Raw genomic sequence first — 22,376 nt, forward strand, 5'->3', positions numbered from 1 at the left:
CTATGACTCTGGCGACCCTGTTTGTGCTGTGTCGCTTTGTGCACTTTACGGCGGTGATGCTGATGTTTGGCGTCAGCCTGTTCACCGCCGTCCTGTCGCCACAGCGCCTTTCCCCGATAATCACCCGCGATTTGCGCCCGCTGCTGCTCGCCTCGACCTGGATCTCCGCACTAACCGCCTTGCTGATGCTGGCCATTCAGGCCGGATTGATGGGTGATGGCTGGGCGGATACCTGGCAATTGAGCATTTGGTGGGCGGTGTTGGGCACCACCTTTGGTGAGGCCTGGCGCTGGCATCTGGGTTTTTCCCTGCTGGCCTTGTTAGCCTTGCTGCTGCCTGCGGCAAAGCGGGGACAAGCGTTGGCGCTGTGCTCGGCACTGCTACTGATCAACATGGCGTTTATCGGCCATGCGGCGATGCATGCGGGCATATTGGGCATAGCACACCGAGTTAACCACGCCTTGCACCTGTTAGCGGCAGGCTACTGGTTCGGCAGCCTATTACCGTTGTTGCTTTGCCTGCGCTACTTGCCACAGCCGCAGTGGCGTAGCGATGCCATCGCCACCCTGATCCGTTTCTCCCGCTGGGGCCATGTTGCCGTAGTGCTGGTGATCGTCACGGGCATAATCAACAGCCTGATCATCCTTGGCCGCTGGCCAGTCGATCTCGATTCCGCCTATCAACGTTTGTTGTTAGTTAAAGCCGGGCTGGTGGCACTGATGGTAATGGTGGCATTGGCCAACCGTTACGTTATCGTCCCCGCGATGCGCACCACCCCCAATCTGGCACAGCGCGGGGTGGTGATCGCCTGCTGGCTTGAGGTGGCGTTGGGGGCTGCGGTGCTGCTGTTGGTGAGTTTATTTGCAACCTATGCACCGGTATGACATTGCGCCTTGCCGGATGCCCCCAAACTGCGGGAAAATCGATTTAAATCGCAACTTAAGGCCAAAAACATGAAATCTGTAATTCTTGGTATTGCGCTGCTGGCAACGGCGTCGAGCGCGCTGGCGGCAGATAAGCTGGTTAACGTCACTAAGCTGGAGTACGGCAAACAGTGGGCGTTCACTAAAGAGGAAGTCACGCTGCAATGCCGCAAAGGGGCCGCCTTGTTCGTGCTCAACAACAGCACCCTGATGCAGTATCCGCTCAATGAAGCAGCTGAAGCACAGGTGAAAGCGGGGCAGCAGCGTGCCCAATCGCTGGATGTGATCCTGCTGGATGATGCCAACCATCCCGGCCAGAAAATGAGCGTGCAACCTTTCCGCGAAAGAGCAGAAAAATTGTGTGCTGACTAATCAGCTAACCACCCGATACTTATGCAAAAGTTTACGGGTGGTGACGAGATGTACGTAATTAATTTCTGTTTGTAACTATCACTTGTGTGCGCTGGGCTGGCAAAACTTGCACCTTGGACTATTCTTAGAATGCACGGTTGAACAAACCTTGCATAAATGCCAACTTTTAGCGCACGGCTCTCTCCCAAGAGCCCTTTCCCTAGACCGAGTATAGGAATCGTACTCGGTCTTTTTTTATCATATTGATTTGTAAGGATAAAAAATCAATTCCACGAAAATACACGAAATTTCCACGAATTCCTGTACTCGGTCTTTTACAACATCACGTATTCCTTCCCCCTCGTATCGAGATATTTGTCCGTCATTTTGACCGACTTATGCCCCAGCAATTTCATCGCAAACTCCTTCCCTTTCTCCTTCTCATACAGTCGCCCGGCCAAGCTTCGGATCTCATGGAACGTTGGCGGCGAATCCTCAAGAACGAGCCCAGCCAGTTTTGGGCGCGGTTGAACTCCAGCACTCCTGGTGTTTTACGAAGCTTGGCCGACCATTCATTCCATGGGCTTTCTTTTTTGGCAACAACCTCTTTTACTCTGCGGTGGATAGCGAGTGGTATGTTGAAAATATCGAAGTCCATTGGCAGAAGGGCAGCGGCAATTTCGTAGTCCAGGGTTTCTAACGTATGCGGGTATGTGCAGAGCCACATGGCAACTGGTGGACGGCACTGTGCAGATGGTCCCGGAAAACAAGTATATTCATGAGGCCATCGTGTTGAATGCTTACTCGGGACTGATTGGGCGCCCACAGCAGACCATGGGGGCAGGCGTCAACGTGCGGTGCCTTATCAACCCCAACATACGGATCAATGGACTAATTCAACTTGATCAGGCTTCCGTGTTCCGATCAGCGTTATCGGATAGTGAGGTTGCGCAGTCTCAGGGGCGATTGAGTGAGACAGACCAGAATGGAAACCGGGTGGTTTTGGGCTCCCTGCAGCAACCCGCCAGCGTGGCCACTGATGGCGTGTATATCGTGAAAGCGATCGACTATACTGGCGACACAAGGGGTCAGGCTTGGTACATGGACATGATGTGCTTTGCGCGTGGCTCAGCGGATTTGCAGACGAACGCGTCGTTGAACAGGACATACTAACTGATGAAACCCCATGCCTTGCTTCTCACTATTTCAGTGTTTCCGATGGCGGTAAATGCCGATTCTCAGTGCGGACCTTTCTTTCTGGGAACCAGTCCGGACAATGATGGATGGGCGCGAATAAACGGAGCAAAGCCCGAGAGTCAGAAAGTCACTTTTCTTAAGAAAAAAGATGACTATGACAACATCAAAATGGAATGGCGCATGGCAACGAGTCAACCAGGGCTATGGGTTGGCATGGAGTACATCAAGCGTGACGGTAAGGCATTCCTGAACACTCAGATGCTCCGTGCCAGCATGGACGCCCCACGAGAGTTTGCAACTTACGATTGCGTGAGGGTTGATAGGAAATGAACGAGAAATCTGCAAAGGAAAAATTAAAAGAAAAAGAAGATGAAACCATTGAAAGGGCAGAGTTGTTGTATAAATACCAAGTCGCTCAGTATGAGTCATCCATTGCCTCAATAAGACGTCTAGAAGATAAAGCAACTAAAACGTTTGGTGTCGTTAGTATAATTATTACAACAGTGCTCCTTATAGTTAGGTTTTGGTGGAAAGATATCTTCGAAGGTGATCATATTCCTTTGCAAGTGATCTGTAGATTTTCGCTGTCGGCTCTTCTGGTTTTTGTAATGATCGCGTGGGGGTTCACTTTCAGTGCCATGCAGACTCAAGACTTTGAAAAACCCAGTTCTTCACATGAGATGACGGATTTCTTCTTAAAAAACAAAAGATATGTGTCATTGACACATGCGGCGAACCGATATTCGGAATTTACTGATATGGTTGACCGCTTACACGCAGAAAAAGCAAAACTTGTGAACAACTGCTCAGAGGCAATGCTTTTTGGAGCTTGGGCTTTCGCTGTCTTCTTGTTAAGCTTTTTAGCACTAAAATTAAGTGTATAGGATGAATTATGTCAGAAGGGAAAAAGAACAAGCCGCTTTCAGGTACAATTGCCAAAAAAGATATAGGCAATGGTCACAAATGTCCTCAAAGTACGGTAATCAATGATAATGATGGCAGCGACGACATAATTCGGTTTGACTCTGGTGGTAAAATGCCACCAGGTAAAGTGGTGACCGAAAGCACAAAAGGTGATGTGCGAAAACACATCAAGAAGTAGTACCGAAACCCACCGCTAGGTGGGTTTTTTTATGGGAAAATTTCATGCCCGTATCACTCCAATCCCAAATCGGCGGTAAGCAGCAGGCCGATCAAGCATTAGCCGAATCCATTTCCTCAGATATCCGCGTAGCAATCCCTGGCGTGATCCAGTCCTTTGATCCTGATGCTGTGACGTGTGTCGTTCTACCCGCCGTTAAGGGGTACGAAGCGGATAGCAACGGTAAGCGCGCCCCACTTGATTTGCCGCTGCTGGTGGATGTACCTGTCATTTTCCCGCGCGGGGGCGGCGTTACGCTGACATTCCCGGTTAAGGCGGGTGATGAATGCCTCGTCGTGTTTGCGGACCGCTGTATCGATTTCTGGTGGCAGAACGGCGGGGTACAAGAGCCGGTATCAGAGCGACAGCACCACCTGGCCGACGGCTTCGCGCTGGTAGGCCCGCAGTCTCAGGCGCAGAAAATCAGCGGCATCAGCACCACCGCCGCGCAGTTTCGCAGCGATGATGGTTCCACGTACCTTGAAATCGACCCAACCAGCAAGAAAATGAAAATTGTTGCCCCTGGGGGGCTCGAGGTGATCACCCCGCTGGCTGAGTTCTCGATGGCCGTGACGGTAAACGGCCTGTTTTCTTTCATGGGGGGCATGGTCGGCAGTGCTATCAGCGGCACTGCGGCCACGATTACAGGTGTCGTGAAATTTGTCGGTCAAGTGTTTGGCAATGGCAAACGTATCGATGAGACGCACAAGCACGGCGGCGTAGAACGCGGCGGCGGCCAAACCGACGAGGTAAGCTAATGCGCTACAGAAAAGAGGACGAGAACGGCGATTACACGTTTGGCCAGGGTGATAACACGTTTCTGACGAACACCCCGGAAGCGGTTGCCCAGGCAGTAAAAACCCGGTTTGAACTGTGGACCTGTGAATGGTTCCTCGATGTCACTGCGGGTATACCCACATGACCACCGAATTGGTGGACATGGTGTTGCCGTACATGCGGGGCGGAAAACTTGGGAAAAAAATTACGGTACCGAGCGCCACCTACTGGCGCAGGTACTGGCAGAAGTGGAGAACAACTATGAATACTGATGGATTGAGGCTAACAACTGCGCAGGAATCATGGTTGACAACCCCCGCCAATAGTGTGGTTTTGTGTTTCTGGAGACAGTCAATGCCACAGCATGTTATCGAACAACTCACTTTCGGACCTGCCAGAGAATTACTAACAGTTGACCTTGATGGAAGAGACGTTTTAGTCCTCAATCCACATGATGGAGGGCATGGAAGCGAAAGAGCAGGTTAAGCAGCTTTTAATGTAGTTTGATTCCGAGAAGGTGGAGGTTCACTGGCTAGTCACTTTCACCAAGAGCAGCAGGTTCCATATTGTAAGTTATTAACGTATTATTTATGCTGGATTTTTATTGAATAATGGAACTAATAATGAGTGAGTTTGATATCATTGTAGTGTCTTCATTGGTTATCACTTACATACCTGCTTTCTGGTTTTTGGGTATGAATGTTACAGCTCAGAGTATCACGGAAGAGTTCGGTTATGACAAAACCTATGTGCGGTGGCTTATCCCTAAATGGGCAAGTAAATGCGGCGGTTTTGCTATTGCAATTCACTACTGTTTTGTACTGCTCACTCTTTTCTTAATGAACTGGGTATATGGGCTGGCGGCGTTTGGGGCTGGTGTAATTCCGTTTATACTTTTCCCTTCTATGGCGAAAATGTATCGCGGAATTTTTCGCAGAGGCGCATTCCGTGCTTACAAAATTGATCCAGAATCGGGAAAATTTTTGTTGGAAATGTTGATGAAAACCAGAAAGTTTCGATAGAACACAAATCGTATCAAGTCAAAAGAACCCGCCTCAGCATAGTCCGATTTTTTTTATTATGGGCTCACTTCGGTGGGCCTTTTTCATATCTACCGCCCGGCGTTCGCTGAGCGAAAAAGGGAGCAATTATGAGCGAGCCGATTTCCGGCATCGGGGCAGCGGTAGTAACTGGCGTGATAATAGCAGGGGGTCTCCAACCTTGATCCTGTTGTTGTCGTCGCCTCCTTCGCAGGAGCAGCAGTTTTCGTTTTTTCCTCGAGTGACCTCTCGAACTTCAAGAAAGTATGGATGTTCGCCTCCTCGTTCCTGACCGGGAGGTTCTCTGCAGAGTTCTTTGCTGACGTGATCGAGGCTTTCCTTTCTGTACTGCAGGGAAAACACATTGAAGTAGGGGACACAATTGGGGAGTGAGTGGGGGGCGCTGTCGCTGTTCGCCTGCTGATGTACCCCATCGCCAAATCTTCTCATCCAACTGCACTGGACAAAATTACCGGGCGAGGGGGAGCTCGTGAATGAATACTTGCTGACGATCAACGCAATTACCTACGGTGCAACAGCCTTCCGCCTGATGGCCTATCGCCGGAACGGGGCAACGCATCGCCCGATGGTTACGGTCTTCGCCTGGTCCATGCCAGTTTTTCCTTTTCACGGCCGTGGTTACTGGATTGCGCCGATACTGAATAAAGTTGAGGATCAGATGAAGTAGGTATGATACTACTTATCACAAGATGAAGGGCCAACTCCGATCCCAAATAAAAAGGTTTGCCCGGTTCTATCGTAATATGTGATTCCAATTACCTTATTTTCTCTTCTTGCCATGATAAAACCTGCATCTGGTGTGTTCGGTAGCACTGGTTCAAGTTCGCTATGTTTGCAATATATTTCAGCTAATTTTTCATTAGTCAAATCAATAACTTCTAATACATTTTTAAGCGAATAGAAGTCATCATAAGAAAACTTCATGCTTTTAGCGCTTATCTCTATTTTTTTCTTATCCTCGTAACCATAAAATAAACGATAGTCTAACTTTGAACCTCCAGCATGTTGAGCTATGGGCACTATGTATTCATTAAAAAAAGAAGCGTTAACACCAGAGATTTCGATGGCGTCATCGTTAAATTTTTCTTTTATTACCCCAATTAATGGGTAACTTGCAAAACCTACGCATAAAAAAGTTATGGCTATGGTGCAGCTTTTCTTGCTTATCTTCATTATCCTAACCCCAAGCTCATAAGTACAAGTGACAAATAAGGTACCCTTAAGCGTAAAAACGAGCAACCAAAACTATTCCACAACGGGACTTCTCACAGCAAGGAGGTGATCACTATGGCAAAGAAACAATACGGTATCATGCCACCATTCCCCAAGATGGTTGCCATGATGCGCAATTCTAACAATCGGCACTTTGTCTACGGGATAGACTGGCTGACTAAGGCAATCACCATTTACCGTTACGGTGCTAAATAGTGCCTATAGAAAGGGTGAGGTTTGTCGAGCCAACAGAAGAGGAAATGGAGTTATTGAACCAATCTGATAGCAGATTGTGACGCTCAATCCATAAGCTCGTTTCCACATAGGCAGATAGTCAGGAATCGTTAATCCTGCTACCCCCCTAAGTCAGTATTCACCTCCGGTGAACGCTCCGTGCTGCAGGGCAACACATGGGGGACGCAGTCAGCTATACGTTGCAGCTAAAGGTTGCACTTATGATTTTTGCGGGGTAGGTTAATATGCTCAATACTTGGAGGAATGGACTAGAAAATGGCCTTTCTAAATAATTATCTTTGCATTATGGCAGGCATTTTTTGCCTGCCATAATGAATTAGTATTTTTTGTGAACACCTCTTTACAGATTTGAATATCGTTAAGTAACCGACAGACAGCTTTGTTTCCATTTTATTATTTTTTATTGACATCATCGTTCATGGTGAAATTTATTTTTTCTAGACTGATCTCTACTGAAATACTAATAAGTTCATGCTCAATGCTTTCGATTTTATTTACAGCTTTAACTAGATCTTCATATAGTATTAATTCGTTTATTTTTTTATAACTTCCAATGGCTTCATCATAAACTCTATCTTCGGGTTCTTCATAAAATACGAGGAATAAAGGGTTGTGAGCAATAAGGTTTCTCATGCCAATAAGCTCAATGATTGAGTCCATGCAAACTGTATAGAGTTGTGAGTACTTTTGATTGGTTTCGTTGCTAACGAATATATCACGTAAAAATTTAACTCTTGTTTTGAAAGGTAAATTTGATGTGTATTTTAGAGCTATTGGCTCAACATGTTTTTTCAGTAAAGTATATGTGTGATGCTCTAGGCTTCCGAAGCCTAGAACGAACTTTCCAACTACAGGGGCCCATTTTTCAGTGTCAACGATGTTCATTTTTTATCCTTTGTGTTTTCGTGGGGTGGGTATTTTTAATATGGTTCGTTCTAGGATAATAACATTCCAGCAATGGATAATAGTAAGAAAATAATTTCGAGTTTTTTCATACGATTATCCATTCGAGATCCTATTAGTAATATCAACTTTTTCGTACATTCAATCAAGCATCACAAAGCAGCTTTTCTAGGTTGTTGCGTAATGTGCAAGTAAAGCCATCAGCAACACTTACTGGCTAGGCACCACGCAGTTGATCCACAAGGCGCACCTGCGGACATACAGCATCAAAGGGCTGCGCAAGATTCTGGCGATCGACGGCACTATGGAAGAAGGCCTGATGAAACATATGGATATGCTCCGCGAGTTTCAGACCATCGGAGGCATGACTCTAATGGACGAAGAAGATGAATTCCAGACGCACAGTTATTCGTTTGCTGGTATCGCCGACGTTATCCTGCGCTTTACCGAACAGGTTACCTGCATCCTCCTGGGGCTAATCCCCGTCTGGGTTCAGTACTGGCGACGGTGATCTGGAAAACTACTTCCCCCTTCAAACCCCCACTCAACCCCGCTATACTGTATAAAAAATCAGTATGGAGAGTACGATTGGCCAGACGTTCTACCGCACCAAGGCTTGAGTTTGAAGCAGAAGCCATTTACCAATACCCGGAACACCTACGCCAATGGCTGGAAGGCTTGCCCGCTTTACCTGGGGTATACCTGTTCCACGGTGAGTGCGAAACCATGCCGCTCTACATCGGTAAAAGCGTGAACCTCCGCAGCCGGGTACTTTCACATTTACGCACTCCAGATGAAGCGGCCATGCTGCGCCAGGCCAGGCGTATCACCTTTATCAGAACGGCGGGGGAAATAGGGGCATTGTTGTTGGAAGCGCAACTGATTAAACAGCAGCAACCGCTGTTCAATAAACGCCTGCGCCGCAACAGACAGCTCTGCGCATTGCAACTCAATGATGACAAACCCACGGTGGTGTATGCCAAAGAGGTCGATTTTGCCCGGCACTCTGGGTTGTTTGGCCTTTTTGCCAACCGGCGTGCGGCACTACAAGCACTGCAGTCTATCGCCGATCAGCATCAGCTGTGTTATGGGCTGTTGGGGCTTGAGCCATTAAGCAAAGGCCGCCCTTGTTTTCGTTCTGCACTGAAGCGTTGTGCCGGAGCCTGTTGTGGTAAAGAAAGCCTGGCCGATCATCGGCAGCGCTTGGTCTCTGCTCTCGAGCAAAGCCGAGTCGTGTGCTGGCCGTGGCGTGGCCCGATAGCCTTGCGAGAGCAGGGGGCTGATATGGCGCAGTACCATATTATTCACCACTGGTTATGGCTGGGTGCAGTAGATAGCCTGGATGAAGCGAGGGAGTTAATGATTGCTGCGCCGGGCTTTGATAGCGATGGCTATAAAATTTTATGCAAACCCGTGATCGGTGGAGAGTACGAAATTATCGATCTCTACGAAGAAACCTGAGTTAACGGTTTCGTACCAGACAGCGGGCCTGCGCGGGTGTTTGAATCAAAGACGGACGCCAGAACCGATACCAATAGTGGCCGTCGAACGCCCCGAACTACCGCCAGAGCCAGAAACACTGACCGAAGTACACCCGGCCAGCAGGATGACTAAAAGGGTACCTGCAATAATTTTCATAAAGCCCACCTGATTAGCCCTGCAACGCATGAATCAACTTAGCACAAACCAACTATAAGATGAATCCATATTGCCCGCTAGTCAGGGGAGGGCTAGATTGATCGGGTATCCCCTCATTGAGGTTATTTAAAATGCTCAAGCATCGCTGGTCGGCCCTCGCACTTGCGTTGGTCGTGTTCACTTCCTCTGCCTCTGTTATGGCCAATCCAGGGAATGATAATGGTAACGGAGGTGGGCATGGTAATTCCGCTAACCATGGAGACAATCACGGGAAGGGTAATTCAGGTAAAGGCCATTCAGACCAAGGCAAAAAAGCTAAAGGCGGTCATGACGATCTGGTTGCCGTGAATATCACTTATGACCGTGTGCGGCCCCTGGCGGTAAACTATGGATTAACCGGGTATCAATCTTTACCCCCAGGCATCGCCAAGAACCTGGCACGGGGCAAGCCATTACCCCCAGGGATCGCCAAGAAAATGGTGCCTGCTTCAATGCTGGGACAACTGCCATCTTATCCTGGCTATGAATGGCGTATCGCCGGGAATGATTTAGTTCTGGTGGCCTTAAGCACGGCTATTGTTGCCTCTGTCATCAATGGGGTATTTGACTAGCTACTGGCCTGCCCTGGGTAATTATTCAACGATAGTTACCCAATAAATCAATTGGTTACACATCAATGGCCCCTATCCTAGCCGAGGATGGGTACTGGAAAGAGAGGCCAACTTTCTTTCCTTACCGATCATGACCATATCATTCACGGTGAAAATCTCTCTTCCTCCCACCATTCGGTATATCTATACTGTATAAAAACACAGTATAGAGACATACCCCTATGAAACACTTTGTTCCAACACCAACCCCAGAGAAATTGTACTTGCCGCTGTTTTCCGATCGGGTGCCTGCTGGCTTCCCTAGCCCGGCGCAGGACTACGTCCATGCCAGGATCGATCTCAACGAATATTGCATCAGCCACCCGAATGCCACTTACTTTCTCTATGCCTCCGGTGAAAGCATGCTGGAGGCGGGCATTACCGATGGTTCGATGCTGGTTGTCGATCGCAGCATTGGGGCCGAACACGGTGACATCGTGATTGCCAGCGTTGGTGGTGAGTTCACGGTAAAGCGGCTATGTCTGCGGCCAGTCGCGCAACTCGAGCCGATGAACCCCAAATATCAACCCATTCCGCTACGCGATGGTGCTGACGATTTAGACATTGTCGGCGTAGTGGTATCGACCATCACGAGGCTCAAGTAATGTACGCGCTGGCCGATGTGAACAGCTTTTATGCCAGCTGTGAAATCCTCTGGCGACCAGACCTGCGAGGTCGTCCGGTGGTGGTGTTATCAAATAACGATGGCTGCGTAGTGGCCCGTAACCAAGAGGCCAAAAAATTGGGAATGACGATGACCGGGCCGTATTTCAAGGTCAAGCACCAGTTGGAACGGGCGGGGGGCGTCGCTTTTAGTAGCAACTACGAGCTGTATGCCGATATGTCCTCCAGGGTGATGACGATATTGGAAGCGTTGGTGCCGCGCGTTGAGATCTACTCCATCGATGAAAGCTTTCTCGATCTGTCTTCGCTGCCAAACTGCCACAATCTGGAGCAGTTTGGGCAGCAGCTCAGAAAGAAGGTGCTGCGTGAGACAGGGCTGACGGTAGGCGTCGGCATTGCGCAAACCAAAACGCTGGCCAAGCTGGCAAACTTTGCCGCCAAAAAGTGGGTAGAACAAACCGACGGCGTGGTCGATCTTTCCAGCCTGGAACGGCAGCGTAAGCTGATGAACAAGGTGCCGGTAGAGGAGGTCTGGGGCATTGGGCGGCGGCTAGCAAAAAAGCTGAACGCGATGGGGATAGAAAGTGCGCTGCAACTGGCTGATGCCAGCACCACCATGATACGTAAACGCTTCAGCGTAGTGATAGAACGGACGGTGCGGGAACTGTGTGGTGAACCTTGCCTGGAACTGGAAGAATTCGCGCCAACCAAGCAGCAGATTATCAGCAGCCGCAGCTTTGGCAAACGCATCACCGAGTATGAACATATGCATCAGGCGATTTGTTTATATGCCACGCGGGCGGCAGAAAAGTTGAGGGCAGAACGGCAGTATTGTCGGCACGTCAGCGCCTGGATAAAAACCAGCCCGTTCGCCACTCACGAGGCCTATTACGGCAATTCGGCCAGCGTCAAATTGAATACACCAACGCAAGATACTCGCGATATTATTGCTGCCGCGATGCGCTGCCTGGATGCCATTTGGCAACCCGGTCATCGTTTTGATAAGGGCGGCGTGATGCTGCAGGATTTTTTCAGCCAGGGCGTTGCACAGCTCGACATGTTCGATGAGTATCAGCCCCGGCATGGCAGTGAAGAGTTAATGAAGGTGATGGACTCCATCAATAACTCGGGCCGGGCCAAGCTATGGTTTGCTGGCCAGGGAACGCAGCAGGTGTGGTCAATGAAACGTGAATTGCTGTCACCGGCTTATACCACCAGGCTGAGTGATTTGCCCCGTGCTCGGGTATACTGAGCGGCGCTTTTCCCTGACCACAACGCCATAATAATCCACTGGATGGAGATCCACTCACCGTTGGTGGTGGTCGAACGGGCAAATCACAGTTTTGATCCTTTCCCAGACGAAGGGCGGATCTTGCCTTTTGGCTCGGGAGCCGCCATTTTTTACAACTATATCGATCTGGTGCTGCATAACCCGGCTCAGGGTAGTGTTCAGCTCGTGTTCAACGTTGCGGAGCACCAGTTCCCACCAAAGGGCAGGACTCGGTGGTGTTACATTCTGAACGGCTATACCAGAACGATGTGGTGGTAAAATATGATGTTGAAGAACAACAGGTTGAGTGAATATCGTCAATTACGCTGAGCATCAGCGTCCTGCCATTGACAGCACAACGGTAACAGAAGGAACCCTTATCATTAAGTGGGTAATATTTAGTTAAGCAGAACAAACACTGCGAATTAAATCGGGTGAAACATTAGAACCACTCTGCTCTCTTATTAGAATAAGGATATTTACCATGAATAATACCGTCAATGGAACCATCAATTTTGCTGGACAAATCGTTGCCCAAACCATGGGGATTGAAGAGGGTGGCATTATTGTACAGCGGCCACGCAGTGCTGGCCTCACCGTCAGCGTTAACGGCAGCGAAACCCAAAATGGCTATGTGCAGCTTGGGGCAGTAAGCGAAGTACAGCTGGCAAACTCAGGTGCCCAGGCACAGGCAACCCGCTTCGACATCCGCGTTGCAGGTATCCCGGAGCAATATACTCACGCCTTGGTGTTTTTTGAGGGGGGCGCTACGGTTGATGCTGTCACCGGCGGCCTGATTAATATGGCGGAGGCGGGTAACGTACAAATTCAGTTGCGTGACCAGCAAAACAATATTGTGCAGGCAGGCAGTAATGCTCAGATGGTGAGTTCGGCGTTTTTCCCGGTGATGAATGGTGAGGTTTATGCCTCCTTTGCCGCAAACTTCTGCAGTACCGGCCGCGCAACGCCGGGTAATGTGGCGAGCAAGGTTGATTACACGCTCTATTTGTTTGAGCTGGCGGCCTGATTGATCAATAGCGCTATTTAACCCACCGCTCGGTGGGTTTTAGACTGCTTCCCCCTCACTCCAACCCTCTCTCAAAGGGCTAGGGAGCCACTCGGGCCTAGATTTATTGCCCAACCAAACCATCGGCCTTCACCCAGCCCGTGGTTCTATCGCCGGTTTTGGGGTGAATATAGTTCACAAACAAAAATTCCTTATAAGGCTGCCCGTGCGTGGCGGTAACGCTATCGCCATTGACGACAAACTTCCCGCCTTCATCTTGGCAGAGCTCATCCGGCGAGTCGTAAAAATAGAGTTTTTTGCTCTTCACCAGATACTTCGCTGTAGGCGAGGCCACTTTGCTTATTGAGGCTTCGGCGCTGGCCTGGGCATCATGGCAAATCTCGTCAAGCGGGGCCAGACGATCAACGTTTATCCAGCCGGAGGTATTGCCATAACCGACTAACAGATAGCCATTTTTCTCACCTTCGACGGGCTCAAGCGCGGCATAACCCACCACTTGCACCTTGTCATCCGGGATCACAAATTGAGATTCATTGACGCACTGCTCGGTGGGGGCGGCGTGAAAATAAGCCCGGCCTTTACCACGCACCACATATTTAGGGGAGTCGGCAATGATTGGGCCTAATTTCATCTGGTCCAAAATGGCCGCGCAGCGCTGCTCCTTCTGTAGGCATTGCTGGTATTGTTTGCCGTACTGTGGATTAAAGGTGAGTTGCAGCGGATGCTGTTCGTCGGCACTGTTATCCAGTAGCTGTCCGGTTTGCGGATCGTACATGACCCAACCAAGATGCCCGGCCCCTGGTGAATCAGGTGTGGGGGGCTTTCGGCGATCGAACAGTTGAATGGCCTGTATGCCGTTGGCCCGCGGTTCAATATTAATTTCCAGCTTGTCCGCTGGCACTTTCTCCGCCCGGATCAGAGCCTGATTGCTGCTGGCTAATAGCTTGATCAACGGAGCCTGACAGTCAAACAGCGAAGCAGGCCGGTTGGGGGTAAAACCTGGGCCTACTGGCGTCACGGCCTGTAGCGCTGCCCAGGGCGCAAGCAGCACTATTCCAACTACGGCTAACGTGGCGAGCTTCTCCATTTCTATCCCATCTCCGGTGAGGCAGCATACCTGCCGGCCGCTATCATACCCGGCCAGCGGTGAGTTATGCCACACCGGCTACCCGCAACAGCGCCGTCACTGCCGCTGCAGCCAGCAGCACCACGATTAATGGCGTTTTCCTCCAGGCTAATAATGCTCCCACGGCCACGCCACCCAAGCGAGCATAACCGGCAAAGTGTTGCCCTTCGAACAGCGTCGCGATCACCGCTACGGCCAGTAGCAACGTGGTGGCGGAGTCGGCGAGCAAGGCCTGAACCCGGTCAGAAAAGCTCAGGCTGCGGCCCAGCAGGAAACCGGCAAAGCGAAACGCAAAGGTACCGCTGGCCAGGATCAGAATGCCAATGATGAGTGTTTGGTTATCCATTATTTTTCTCGCTTTCTGATCAGTAAACCCAACAGTGAAAATAGCACCGGCATGCCAATCGGTACCAAGGGTACGCTAGCCAGGGCAATCAGAGTGCCGGAGCAGGCGGAAATACTGGTGCGCAGTTTTTTCAACGAACCAACAATCAAGGCCAGCAAAATGGTGGGGAACACGGCGTCCAGCCCGATGGCATTGATATCGGGAATAAAGCTGCCGATGGTGCCGCCAATCAACACGCCCAACGGCCAGCAGGCGGCGATCCCCAGCCCACAGAGCCAGTAGGCTGCCCGTTTTTTGGTCAGCGTTGGTTGCGAAATGCCGAACACCACGCTTTCATCGTTCATGATATGGCAACCCAATAACTTAAAGCGGCTGCGCTCGATCACCTCTTTCACTGCCATACCGAACGGCAGATGGCGTGCATTCACCAGCAGCCCGGCTGCCGCTGCCGCAAAGGGGCTACCACCGCTGGCTACGATGCCGATAAACAGAAATTCAGAGGCACCCGCCAACACCAGCAACGACAGCATAAGCGGGACCCAGAGCTCGAAACCCAGGCCGGTCGCCAGCGAACCATAGGAGATCCCCACGATGCCGTCTGCCAGGCAGACCAGCGCGATCCCTTTGATCACACCCTTATCGAGCGAGGGGAAAAAGTTTTTAGCCATACTATTTTTCTCACTGCCTTTCTCAAAACGAACGGTTGTTCTATTATAATGAACACTTCAATCTCGTTTTACAAGTCGAACGATCGTTCGTTATAAGGTGAGTTACGCAGCCTATGAAACAACCCATCAATATCATTGCGGAAGCCTTGGTGCGCGAACGCCAGCGCACGGGCCTCTCGCTGGCAGAAATTGCCCGCCGGGCAGGAATTGCCAAATCCACGCTGTCACAACTCGAAGCGGGGAATGGCAATCCGAGCCTAGAAACGCTGTGGGCACTCTGCGTCGCGCTGGATATCCCCTTTGCGCGTTTGATGGAGCCGCAGCAGAGTAAAACGCAGGTGATCCGGCGTGGGGAAGGGGCTGCGGTGGTGTCGGAAGTGGCTAACTATACGGCGGTGCTGTTGGCAACCTGCCCGCCTGGCGCACGGCGGGATATCTATCTGCTGACGACACAGCCGGGAGCCGACCGCCTTTCTCATCCGCATCCGTTAGGCTCGGTGGAACACATCGTCATCACCCAAGGGCGCGCCTTGGTCGGGCTGGTGGAAGAGCCTGCCGAACTGAATGCCGGGGATTATATTTGCTACCCAGCCGACCGGCCGCATATCTTCCGCGCCCTGGAGCCGGATACGCTGGCCGTACTGGTCTCAGAACAAAACTAGCTCCGGCAAAAGCTTCCACCGATTCGCTAATTCCTCATGTAGGGCGCCACATGCTGCGCCCGCCCCGCTAACCCCAGCCGTAATCCCTTCGAGCAAACGCTGCCAAACCAGACGGACCGACAGTCACTTTGCGTCCATTTGTTAGATCCCTGTCATGTTTTTGTTATTTGCTCATTCCAAAACGCACGTTTCGCTTGTTTGGGTTAAAAAATTTCATTAGTCTAATTTTTGAAACAAACGTTTGACAAGTGAATGAGGTGTTTAACAATCACATCATGAGTTAATTTTAAGATATTGTTTTAAATGTTATTTTTAATTATTGCCGAGCATCTCATAACCAGTATTAACTGATGTGATACCGCGCGGAACAGGGTTTTAAGGCGATAATAACGAGCGGATTGTTGTTTGAATGTAAAAAATATTTTTCATTAGCCGTCAAATCAACAGGCCTCTTCACTCTAACGATTAAAGGGTACAGAACATGAAGCTGAAGAAATTGATCGTCACCTCGCTACTGATGTGCATGCTGCCAGCCTCGGTGTTAGCCAAAGATATCAAGATTGGCGTGTCGATGGCCTACTTTGATGACAACTTCCTGACCATCCTGCGCCAGTCCATGCAGAACAAAATGAAGCAGGAAGGTAACGTCAGCGGCCAGTTTGAAGATGCCAAAGGCGATATCGCACAGCAGATCCAGCAGATAGAGAACTTCGTCAGCCAAGGGGTCGATGCCATCATCCTTAACCCGGTGGATACCCAGGGCGTCAAGCCAATGATCAAGCTGGCGGAGAACGCCCATATTCCACTGGTGTTCGTCAACCGTCGGCCAGAAGCCACGCTGCCAGCCGGTATGGCCTACGTAGGTTCAGATTCCAAACTGGCGGGCAAGCTGCAGATGGAGGAACTGGCCAAGCTGATGAACGGCAAGGGTAACGTGATGATCCTGCTCGGTGAGCTTTCCAGTGAAGCCACCCGTGACCGGACCCGCGGCGTTGAGGAAGTGGTGGCCCAATATCCGAATATTCATATCATCGATAAGCAAACCGCCAAGTTTTTCCGCAAAGAGGCGGTTGACGTGACGACTGACTGGATCCTCTCCGGTCAGCAGATTGATGCTATCGCTTCCAACAACGATGAGATGGCGATCGGTGCCATTCTGGCGCTGAAACAGGCGAAGAAAACCGGTGTGCTGGTAGCGGGTGTCGACGGTACGCCAGATGCCCTGGAGTTTATCAAGAAGGGGGATTTGAGCCTCAGTATCTTCCAGGATGCCAAAGGCCAGGGGGAAGGCGCAGTACAAACCGCCATTCAACTGGTTAAGGGTGAGAAGGTTGAAAGCAGCGTCATGATCCCTTACCAACTGATCACCAAAGCCAATTACCAAGACTTTGCCGACAAGAATAAAAAGTAATTACCAACCGGCCCCTTGCCTAACGGTGAGGGGCATCGTTCACAGCGTTCGGCAGGATAACGGCGGAGGTTATCAGTATGTATCCTTATGTACTGGAGGCGGAAGGCATCAGCAAGCAGTTCCCGGGCGTTAAGGCGTTGGATAACGTGTCGCTCAAGATCAAACCGGGCAGTGTGCATGCGTTAATGGGGGAAAACGGTGCCGGTAAATCAACGCTGATGAAGTGCTTAATCGGTATTTATCGTCCCGATGCAGGCACTATCAAGGTCAAAGGGCAGCCGGTGACGTTTAACGATACGCTGGCGGCCTTGCACTCGGGCATCTCCATGATCCACCAGGAACTGAACCTGGTGCCGCATATGACGGTGGCAGAAAATATCTGGCTGGGGCGTGAACCCGCCAAGCTGGGTTTTGTAAATCACGAGGAATTAAACCGTAAAACCCGTGAACTGTTGGCGCATCTCAAGATTAAATTAGACCCGGAAACCCAACTAGGCATGCTGAGCATCGCCAACCAACAGATGGTCGAGATCGCCAAGGCGGTGTCTTATAACGCCGACGTATTGATCATGGATGAGCCGACCTCGGCATTAACGGAAGGGGAAGTGGTGCATCTGTTTGCGATCATTCGTGAACTGAAGCAGCAGGGCAAAGGCATTATCTATATCAGCCACAAAATGGATGAGATCTTTGCCATCACCGACGAGGTCAGCATTTTCCGCGATGGCGCCTCGATCGCCAGTGATAAAACCGAGAACCTGACCAAACAGTCGCTGATCACCATGATGGTGGGCCGCGAGCTGACCCAGATGTTCCCCAAGTTCAATAACAACATCGGTGAAGAGGTGTTGCGTGTGGCAGGGTTGCGGCGCAGCGGCTGGTTTCACGATATCTCCTTTGCGGTTAAGCGCGGGGAAATCCTCGGAGTTGCCGGGCTGGTGGGCGCAGGGCGCAGCGAAGTGATGGAGAGCCTGTTTGGTATGCACCCGGCCGAGGGGGGCGAGATTTATATTGAAGGCTTGCCGGTAAAAATAGACTCCCCCTCCAAAGCCATCGAACAGGGGCTGGCATTCCTGACAGAAGACCGTAAAAAGTCTGGACTGTTTCTGGTGCTGTCGGTGGTGGAGAACATGAGTATCGTCAACCTTTCCGCCTATACCAGCAAAAACGGGTTTGTCAGCCAGACGCAAATGGCGAAAGACTGCATGGAGCAAATTAGCAAGCTCAATATTAAAACCCCGACGATGGATCAGATTATCAATAACCTCAGTGGCGGCAATCAGCAGAAGGTCTTGATTGCCCGCTGGCTATTGGCGCAGCCGAAGATCCTGATCCTGGATGAACCCACGCGCGGTATCGACGTGGGTGCCAAGGCGGAAATTTATCGCCTGATCAGCGAATTGGCGCACCGTGGCGTCGCCATTATTTTGGTTTCGTCTGAACTGCCGGAAATACTTGGCATGAGCGATCGCGTCATGGTGATGCACGCCGGACGCATTACGGGGATCCTGGATAAAGATGAAGCAGACCAGGAAAAAATCATGGCGTTGGCCTCGGAATAACGCAAAGGTAAAACACAATGAATAACGTCAAAGTGGAAACTCAGCCAGTCAAAGCCTCGCTGTTTGCCGGTTTCAGCGGCAAGCTGCCGAAAGATACTGGCATCTTTATCGTCATGATCGGTATTGCACTGATTTTTGAAATGCTGGGCTGGTACGTGCGCGATCAGTCATTCCTGCTTAACCCGAACCGCCTGCTGCTGATCGTCTTGCAGGTGGCAATCATCGGCATCATCGCCGTTGGCGTCACCCAGGTCATCATTACCACCGGTATCGATCTCTCTTCTGGCTCGTTGATTGCCCTGACGGCAGTGGTAGCGGCCAGCCTGGCGCAAACCTCCGAAAGCATTTCGCCCATGTATCCGGGCCTGCTGGATCTGCCCGCCGCGATCCCCATCGGGGCCGGGATTGGGGTGGGTATTATTTGCGGGTTTATCAACGGGTTTTTGATCACCCGCACAGGCATTCCACCGTTTATCGCCACCTTGGGGATGATGGTTTCTGCCCGTGGTTTGGCACAGTATTACACCAAAGGTAACCCGGTCAGTTTCCTGTCGGATGGCTTCACCTCGATTGGCCAAGGTGCCATGCCGGTGATTATCTTCCTGGTGGTGGCGGTGATTTTCCATATCGCCCTGAAACACACCCGTTATGGCAAATACGTGTATGCCATCGGCGGCAACATGACCTCGGCCAGGGTCTCTGGGATCAACGTCAATAAATACCTGGTGATGGTCTACACCATTGCGGGTGGGTTGGCAGGATTAGCGGGCGTGGTGCTGGCGGCACGAGTCAGTAGCGGGCAGTCGAGCATGGGGGTGTCTTATGAGTTGGACGCCATTGCCGCAGCGGTCATCGGTGGCAGTAGCCTGATGGGCGGCGTGGGGCGCATTACCGGCACGCTGATCGGCGCGGTGATCCTCGGCCTGATCAAAAGTGGCTTTACCTTTATTGGTGTGGATTCCTACATTCAGGACATTATCAAAGGCATGATCATCGTGGCCGCCGTGGCTATCGATATGCGCCGTAACCGCAAGAAGCTGTGATCCTCGCCTTGGCCGCCGGTGTGATGACCGGCGGTTTGGCCAGGTGGGCAGGTTTATGCATCGCTACCATTGATACGCCGGGCCAGTTCGTAACGCTCGCCCCAGTACTGGTTATCCAGGCTGGAAACGGTGACGCCCATACTGGTAGAGGCGTGAATAAACTCACCTTCTCCGATATAAACGCCGACGTGGCGCTGACGGGGTGAGGTTTTGAAAAACACCAGATCGCCAGTGTTTAATTCACTTTTCGCTACTCGCGAGCCCAGTTTCATTTGTTCACTGGTGCTGCGTGGCAAACTGACGGCAAACTCATCTTGAAACACGCGCTGCATATAGGCTGAACAGTCGATGCCTTTGCGCGAGTTACCCCCGAATTTGTATCGAACTCCTTCCCATCGGTCATAATGCGACAGGATTTTTTTTAGCTCCTGAGTATTATTGTGGCCGGAACTGGCTGAAGCGGAAAAGCTCATGCAAAAAGCTGAGCAAGTGAGAAATACGGCAAAAAATTTAAGCATAAAAGATTTCTGAAAGAGCAACTGAACGTCTATCCCTGTAATGGAGTGGCCGGATCGCCTGACTCATTCCCTGTGAGTGATGGTAATATACACAGTTGTTGCTCAAAAATAAACCAAAAACAGGCTAATTATTAACCGTTAGTATGCGGTTATCGGCTTGTTACTTTTGATAGCGTGCCTCTGGTTGGCTGTGGAAACCCAGGAAGGACGGGCAATCAAGGGATTAGCTACCGGTGGCAGATTTTGCCAACCAAAATTACAACATGTTGCTGCTGTCGGTTTATCGGCTGGGGATGGTAGTGGGATCTCAAATTGAGACGAATCATATTGGTAATTTTATCAATCGCGCCATTTTCGCCGGCGGTGAATGTTATTTTTTATATAATTTAATGTTAATTAAATCGAAATAAATTAAGCCTCATCTGTGATGGTTTTCGCATTTAAAATTATCCCCTGCACAATACCACCCGCGAACGGCCCACTCTGCACACAATATGCATGCCCCGACCTCGTGCCGTACATCCATTATCAGGGGGGTTATCAGGCTGTGCCCTCGAATCGTAGCCATCAGGAGTGACAACCTGATCAAGGCCGTACAGGAGTGAGGTTCCATGACCAATTTGAATACTATTTTGCCCGGCGAAAAGGCGCAGACGACTGAAAAGCCAATTGATAAAGTTGAAGAGATATTACCCATTGCCCATCTTTTTACCCTGGGGCTTCAGCATGTCCTGGTGATGTATGCGGGGGCGGTTGCCGTCCCATTGATGATCGGTGGCAGCCTGGGGCTGGATAAGTTGCAGATTGCCTATCTGATCAGCTCCGATCTGTTTTGCTGTGGCGTGGTGACGCTATTGCAATGCATCGGGATTGGCCGCTTTGCGGGTATTCGGTTGCCTGTCATCATGTCCGTCACCTTTGCAGCCGTCACGCCGATGTTGGCCATCGGAGCCAACCCCGAAATCGGTCTGACCGGCATATTTGGTGCCACTATTGCGGCTGGAATTATCACCACGTTGCTGGTGCCGTTGGTAGGCCGTTTGATGCCGCTGTTTCCAACCCTGGTGACGGGGATTGTGATCACCTCTATCGGCCTTAGCATTGTGCGGGTCGGGATAGATTGGGCCGCCGGGGGCAGGGGTAATGCCAACTACGGTAATCCGGCCTATATTGGCGTCTCGCTGCTGGTGCTGATTTTTATTTTGCTAATCACCCGGTTTAGCAAAGGCTTTATCTCAAATATTTCCGTGCTGTTGGGGATTGGCTTCGGTTTTGTGGTGGCGCTGCTGATGGGAGAGGTCAGCTTTTCTGGCCTGGATGATGCCGCCTGGTTTGCCATCGTGCGCCCCTTTGCCTTCGGTTGGCCCACCTTTGATCCGGCTTCGATTATCACCCTGACGATCGTCATGCTGATCGTATTTATTGAATCGATGGGCATGTTTATGGCACTGGGGGAGATTGTCGGCCGCCCAACCACCAAGCAGGATGTGGTACGCGGGCTGCGGGTTGACGGCCTGGGAACCATTATCGGCGGTGTTTTCAATACGTTCCCGCATACCTCGTTCTCCCAGAATATTGGCTTGGTCAGCGTTACTCAGGTGTCCAGCCGCTGGGTGTGCGTGATGGCAGGTTTGATTCTGGTACTGTTCGGCCTGATCCCCAAAATGTCTATTCTGGTGGCCTCGATCCCGCAGTTTGTCTTGGGGGGCGCAGGTATCGTGATGTTTGGCATGGTGCTGTCTACCGGCATCAAGATCCTGACCAGGGTCAACTTCAATACCAACCGCTATAACGCCTATATTGTCGCCATCAGCCTGGGGCTTGGCATGATCCCGATCGTAGCGGCTGATTTCTTTACCCAGATGCCAGCGAGCCTGCAACCGTTGCTGCATAGCGGCATTTTGCTCTCTTCAGTGGCGGCGGTGCTGCTGAATCTCTACTTCAATGGCTATCATCCGGAGGAATAATGCTGCTGTTTATTGATGATCTCCGTTAACAGTGGCTTGCCAGC

The 22,376-nt window shown here is 50.8% G+C and carries 28 protein-coding genes and 6 pseudogenes; 25 read left to right on the forward strand and 9 right to left on the reverse strand.

Annotated features, from left to right (window positions below; all coding sequences use genetic code 11):
• The first annotated feature begins 2 nt into the window (after nt 1-2).
• Nucleotides 3-884, forward strand: a complete 882-nt coding sequence (gene copD / locus IMQ33_RS10130) for a copper homeostasis membrane protein CopD (RefSeq protein WP_186530783.1) — start codon at nt 3-5, stop codon at nt 882-884.
• 69 nt (nt 885-953) lie between these two features.
• Complete coding sequence (locus tag IMQ33_RS10135) at nt 954-1,295, forward strand: YebY family protein (protein WP_021806756.1); 342 nt, start codon at nt 954-956, stop codon at nt 1,293-1,295.
• 314 nt (nt 1,296-1,609) lie between these two features.
• Here the strand turns inward: IMQ33_RS10135 and IMQ33_RS10140 are convergent.
• Nucleotides 1,610-1,774 (reverse strand): annotated as a pseudogene (locus IMQ33_RS10140) (tyrosine-type recombinase/integrase); the annotation flags it as partial.
• A gap of 20 nt (nt 1,775-1,794) precedes the next feature.
• Nucleotides 1,795-1,986, reverse strand: a pseudogene (locus IMQ33_RS26145) (hypothetical protein); the annotation flags it as partial.
• Between IMQ33_RS26145 and IMQ33_RS26150 the strand changes: the two are divergent.
• From IMQ33_RS26150 to IMQ33_RS26155, 10 genes and pseudogenes are all read left to right on the forward strand, one after another.
• Nucleotides 1,980-2,447, forward strand: a pseudogene (locus tag IMQ33_RS26150) (hypothetical protein); the annotation flags it as partial. The pseudogenes IMQ33_RS26145 and IMQ33_RS26150 overlap by 7 nt on opposite strands.
• A 3-nt stretch (nt 2,448-2,450) precedes the next feature.
• Nucleotides 2,451-2,801, forward strand: a complete 351-nt coding sequence (locus IMQ33_RS10145; RefSeq protein ID WP_196061953.1) for a hypothetical protein — start codon at nt 2,451-2,453, stop codon at nt 2,799-2,801.
• Nucleotides 2,798-3,355, forward strand: coding sequence for a hypothetical protein (locus IMQ33_RS10150; protein ID WP_196061952.1), 558 nt, complete (start codon nt 2,798-2,800; stop codon nt 3,353-3,355). Before IMQ33_RS10145 ends, IMQ33_RS10150 begins: the two co-directional genes overlap by 4 nt.
• Nucleotides 3,356-3,363: 8 nt before the next feature.
• Complete coding sequence (locus tag IMQ33_RS10155; protein WP_196061951.1) at nt 3,364-3,573, forward strand: hypothetical protein; 210 nt, start codon at nt 3,364-3,366, stop codon at nt 3,571-3,573.
• A 44-nt stretch (nt 3,574-3,617) separates the two neighbouring features.
• A complete protein-coding gene (locus IMQ33_RS10160) occupies nt 3,618-4,370 on the forward strand; it encodes a Gp138 family membrane-puncturing spike protein (RefSeq protein WP_196061950.1) in 753 nt (250 codons plus the stop codon).
• Nucleotides 4,370-4,528, forward strand: a pseudogene (locus IMQ33_RS10165) (hypothetical protein); the annotation flags it as partial. The gene IMQ33_RS10160 and the pseudogene IMQ33_RS10165, both read left to right, overlap by 1 nt.
• 2 nt (nt 4,529-4,530) lie before the next feature.
• Nucleotides 4,531-4,875, forward strand: a complete 345-nt coding sequence (locus IMQ33_RS10170) for a hypothetical protein (protein WP_196061949.1) — start codon at nt 4,531-4,533, stop codon at nt 4,873-4,875.
• A 137-nt stretch (nt 4,876-5,012) separates the two neighbouring features.
• Nucleotides 5,013-5,411 carry a hypothetical protein gene (locus IMQ33_RS10175; RefSeq protein WP_098930774.1) on the forward strand — a complete coding sequence of 133 codons (399 nt, stop codon included), beginning with the start codon at nt 5,013-5,015 and terminating at the stop codon, nt 5,409-5,411.
• Nucleotides 5,412-5,615: 204 nt separating this feature from the next.
• Nucleotides 5,616-5,822 (forward strand): annotated as a pseudogene (locus IMQ33_RS26385) (putative holin); the annotation flags it as partial.
• Between the two features lie 97 nt (nt 5,823-5,919).
• Nucleotides 5,920-6,117, forward strand: a complete 198-nt coding sequence (locus IMQ33_RS26155; protein WP_098930778.1) for a phage holin family protein — start codon at nt 5,920-5,922, stop codon at nt 6,115-6,117.
• An 8-nt stretch (nt 6,118-6,125) separates the two neighbouring features.
• Here the strand turns inward: IMQ33_RS26155 and IMQ33_RS10190 are convergent, their stop codons facing one another.
• Complete coding sequence (locus IMQ33_RS10190) at nt 6,126-6,623, reverse strand: hypothetical protein (RefSeq protein WP_138106320.1); 498 nt, start codon at nt 6,621-6,623, stop codon at nt 6,126-6,128.
• 114 nt (nt 6,624-6,737) lie between these two features.
• Here IMQ33_RS10190 and IMQ33_RS10195 point away from each other — a divergent pair, with 114 nt between their 5' ends.
• Nucleotides 6,738-6,878 carry a hypothetical protein gene (locus IMQ33_RS10195; RefSeq protein WP_196061948.1) on the forward strand — a complete coding sequence of 47 codons (141 nt, stop codon included), beginning with the start codon at nt 6,738-6,740 and terminating at the stop codon, nt 6,876-6,878.
• Nucleotides 6,879-7,310: 432 nt separating this feature from the next.
• On the opposite strand, the gene IMQ33_RS10200 is transcribed toward IMQ33_RS10195, so the two are convergent.
• On the reverse strand, nt 7,311-7,802 hold the full coding sequence (locus tag IMQ33_RS10200) for a hypothetical protein (protein WP_196061947.1): 492 nt from the start codon (nt 7,800-7,802) through the stop codon (nt 7,311-7,313).
• A gap of 250 nt (nt 7,803-8,052) precedes the next feature.
• Here IMQ33_RS10200 and IMQ33_RS10205 point away from each other — a divergent pair, with 250 nt between their 5' ends.
• Nucleotides 8,053-8,331: an anti-CBASS protein Acb1 family protein gene (locus IMQ33_RS10205; RefSeq protein WP_226906517.1), complete on the forward strand. Its 279-nt coding sequence runs from the start codon at nt 8,053-8,055 to the stop codon at nt 8,329-8,331.
• Nucleotides 8,332-8,408: 77 nt separating this feature from the next.
• A complete protein-coding gene (gene cho / locus IMQ33_RS10210; protein ID WP_173409149.1) occupies nt 8,409-9,281 on the forward strand; it encodes an excinuclease Cho in 873 nt (290 codons plus the stop codon).
• 45 nt (nt 9,282-9,326) lie between these two features.
• Here cho and IMQ33_RS26280 read toward each other — a convergent pair whose 3' ends face one another.
• Entirely contained in the window at nt 9,327-9,458 is a 132-nt protein-coding gene (locus IMQ33_RS26280; protein WP_021181060.1) for a hypothetical protein, read from the reverse strand.
• A 131-nt stretch (nt 9,459-9,589) separates the two neighbouring features.
• Here IMQ33_RS26280 and IMQ33_RS10215 point away from each other — a divergent pair, with 131 nt between their 5' ends.
• The 5 genes from IMQ33_RS10215 to IMQ33_RS10235 all read left to right on the forward strand — a co-directional run bounded on the left by IMQ33_RS10215 (nt 9,590) and on the right by IMQ33_RS10235 (nt 13,029).
• Entirely contained in the window at nt 9,590-10,069 is a 480-nt protein-coding gene (locus IMQ33_RS10215; protein ID WP_196061946.1) for an anti-virulence regulator CigR family protein, read from the forward strand.
• 221 nt (nt 10,070-10,290) lie between these two features.
• The gene (umuD, locus tag IMQ33_RS10220; RefSeq protein WP_065685564.1) at nt 10,291-10,713 is read left to right on the forward strand and encodes a translesion error-prone DNA polymerase V autoproteolytic subunit; all 423 of its coding nucleotides are present in this window, start codon (nt 10,291-10,293) and stop codon (nt 10,711-10,713) included.
• Nucleotides 10,713-11,984: a translesion error-prone DNA polymerase V subunit UmuC gene (gene umuC / locus IMQ33_RS10225; RefSeq protein WP_196061945.1), complete on the forward strand. Its 1,272-nt coding sequence runs from the start codon at nt 10,713-10,715 to the stop codon at nt 11,982-11,984. The genes umuD and umuC overlap by 1 nt, the downstream gene beginning before the upstream one ends.
• Nucleotides 11,985-12,026: 42 nt before the next feature.
• Complete coding sequence (locus IMQ33_RS10230) at nt 12,027-12,281, forward strand: VanW family protein (RefSeq protein WP_230326709.1); 255 nt, start codon at nt 12,027-12,029, stop codon at nt 12,279-12,281.
• 205 nt (nt 12,282-12,486) lie between these two features.
• Entirely contained in the window at nt 12,487-13,029 is a 543-nt protein-coding gene (locus IMQ33_RS10235) for a fimbrial protein (protein WP_065685567.1), read from the forward strand.
• A 103-nt stretch (nt 13,030-13,132) separates the two neighbouring features.
• Here IMQ33_RS10235 and IMQ33_RS10240 read toward each other — a convergent pair whose 3' ends face one another.
• From IMQ33_RS10240 to IMQ33_RS10250, 3 genes are all read right to left on the reverse strand, one after another.
• Nucleotides 13,133-14,116, reverse strand: coding sequence for a hypothetical protein (locus IMQ33_RS10240; RefSeq protein ID WP_196061944.1), 984 nt, complete (start codon nt 14,114-14,116; stop codon nt 13,133-13,135).
• A 64-nt stretch (nt 14,117-14,180) separates the two neighbouring features.
• Entirely contained in the window at nt 14,181-14,501 is a 321-nt protein-coding gene (locus IMQ33_RS10245) for an AzlD domain-containing protein (RefSeq protein WP_024528813.1), read from the reverse strand.
• Complete coding sequence (locus IMQ33_RS10250) at nt 14,501-15,169, reverse strand: AzlC family ABC transporter permease (protein ID WP_065685569.1); 669 nt, start codon at nt 15,167-15,169, stop codon at nt 14,501-14,503. Before IMQ33_RS10250 ends, IMQ33_RS10245 begins: the two co-directional genes overlap by 1 nt.
• 113 nt (nt 15,170-15,282) lie before the next feature.
• Here IMQ33_RS10250 and IMQ33_RS10255 point away from each other — a divergent pair, with 113 nt between their 5' ends.
• From IMQ33_RS10255 to IMQ33_RS10270, 4 genes are all read left to right on the forward strand, one after another.
• Nucleotides 15,283-15,831 carry a helix-turn-helix domain-containing protein gene (locus IMQ33_RS10255; RefSeq protein ID WP_021181074.1) on the forward strand — a complete coding sequence of 183 codons (549 nt, stop codon included), beginning with the start codon at nt 15,283-15,285 and terminating at the stop codon, nt 15,829-15,831.
• 481 nt (nt 15,832-16,312) lie between these two features.
• The gene (locus IMQ33_RS10260) at nt 16,313-17,242 is read left to right on the forward strand and encodes a sugar ABC transporter substrate-binding protein (RefSeq protein ID WP_021181075.1); all 930 of its coding nucleotides are present in this window, start codon (nt 16,313-16,315) and stop codon (nt 17,240-17,242) included.
• 77 nt (nt 17,243-17,319) lie between these two features.
• Nucleotides 17,320-18,804, forward strand: a complete 1,485-nt coding sequence (locus tag IMQ33_RS10265) for a sugar ABC transporter ATP-binding protein (protein WP_065685570.1) — start codon at nt 17,320-17,322, stop codon at nt 18,802-18,804.
• A 17-nt stretch (nt 18,805-18,821) separates the two neighbouring features.
• Entirely contained in the window at nt 18,822-19,847 is a 1,026-nt protein-coding gene (locus IMQ33_RS10270) for an ABC transporter permease (protein WP_065685571.1), read from the forward strand.
• 53 nt (nt 19,848-19,900) lie between these two features.
• Here the strand turns inward: IMQ33_RS10270 and IMQ33_RS10275 are convergent, their stop codons facing one another.
• Entirely contained in the window at nt 19,901-20,320 is a 420-nt protein-coding gene (locus IMQ33_RS10275; protein WP_230326708.1) for an NlpC/P60 family protein, read from the reverse strand.
• A gap of 656 nt (nt 20,321-20,976) precedes the next feature.
• Between IMQ33_RS10275 and IMQ33_RS10280 the strand changes: the two are divergent.
• Nucleotides 20,977-22,317: pseudogene (locus IMQ33_RS10280) on the forward strand (nucleobase:cation symporter-2 family protein); the annotation flags it as partial.
• Between the last annotated feature and the right edge of the window lie 59 nt (nt 22,318-22,376).

This window comes from Serratia sp. Res13-Sevr-LER1-36-b (genome assembly GCF_015673035.1).
Lineage (GTDB): Bacteria > Pseudomonadota > Gammaproteobacteria > Enterobacterales > Enterobacteriaceae > Chania > Chania fonticola_C.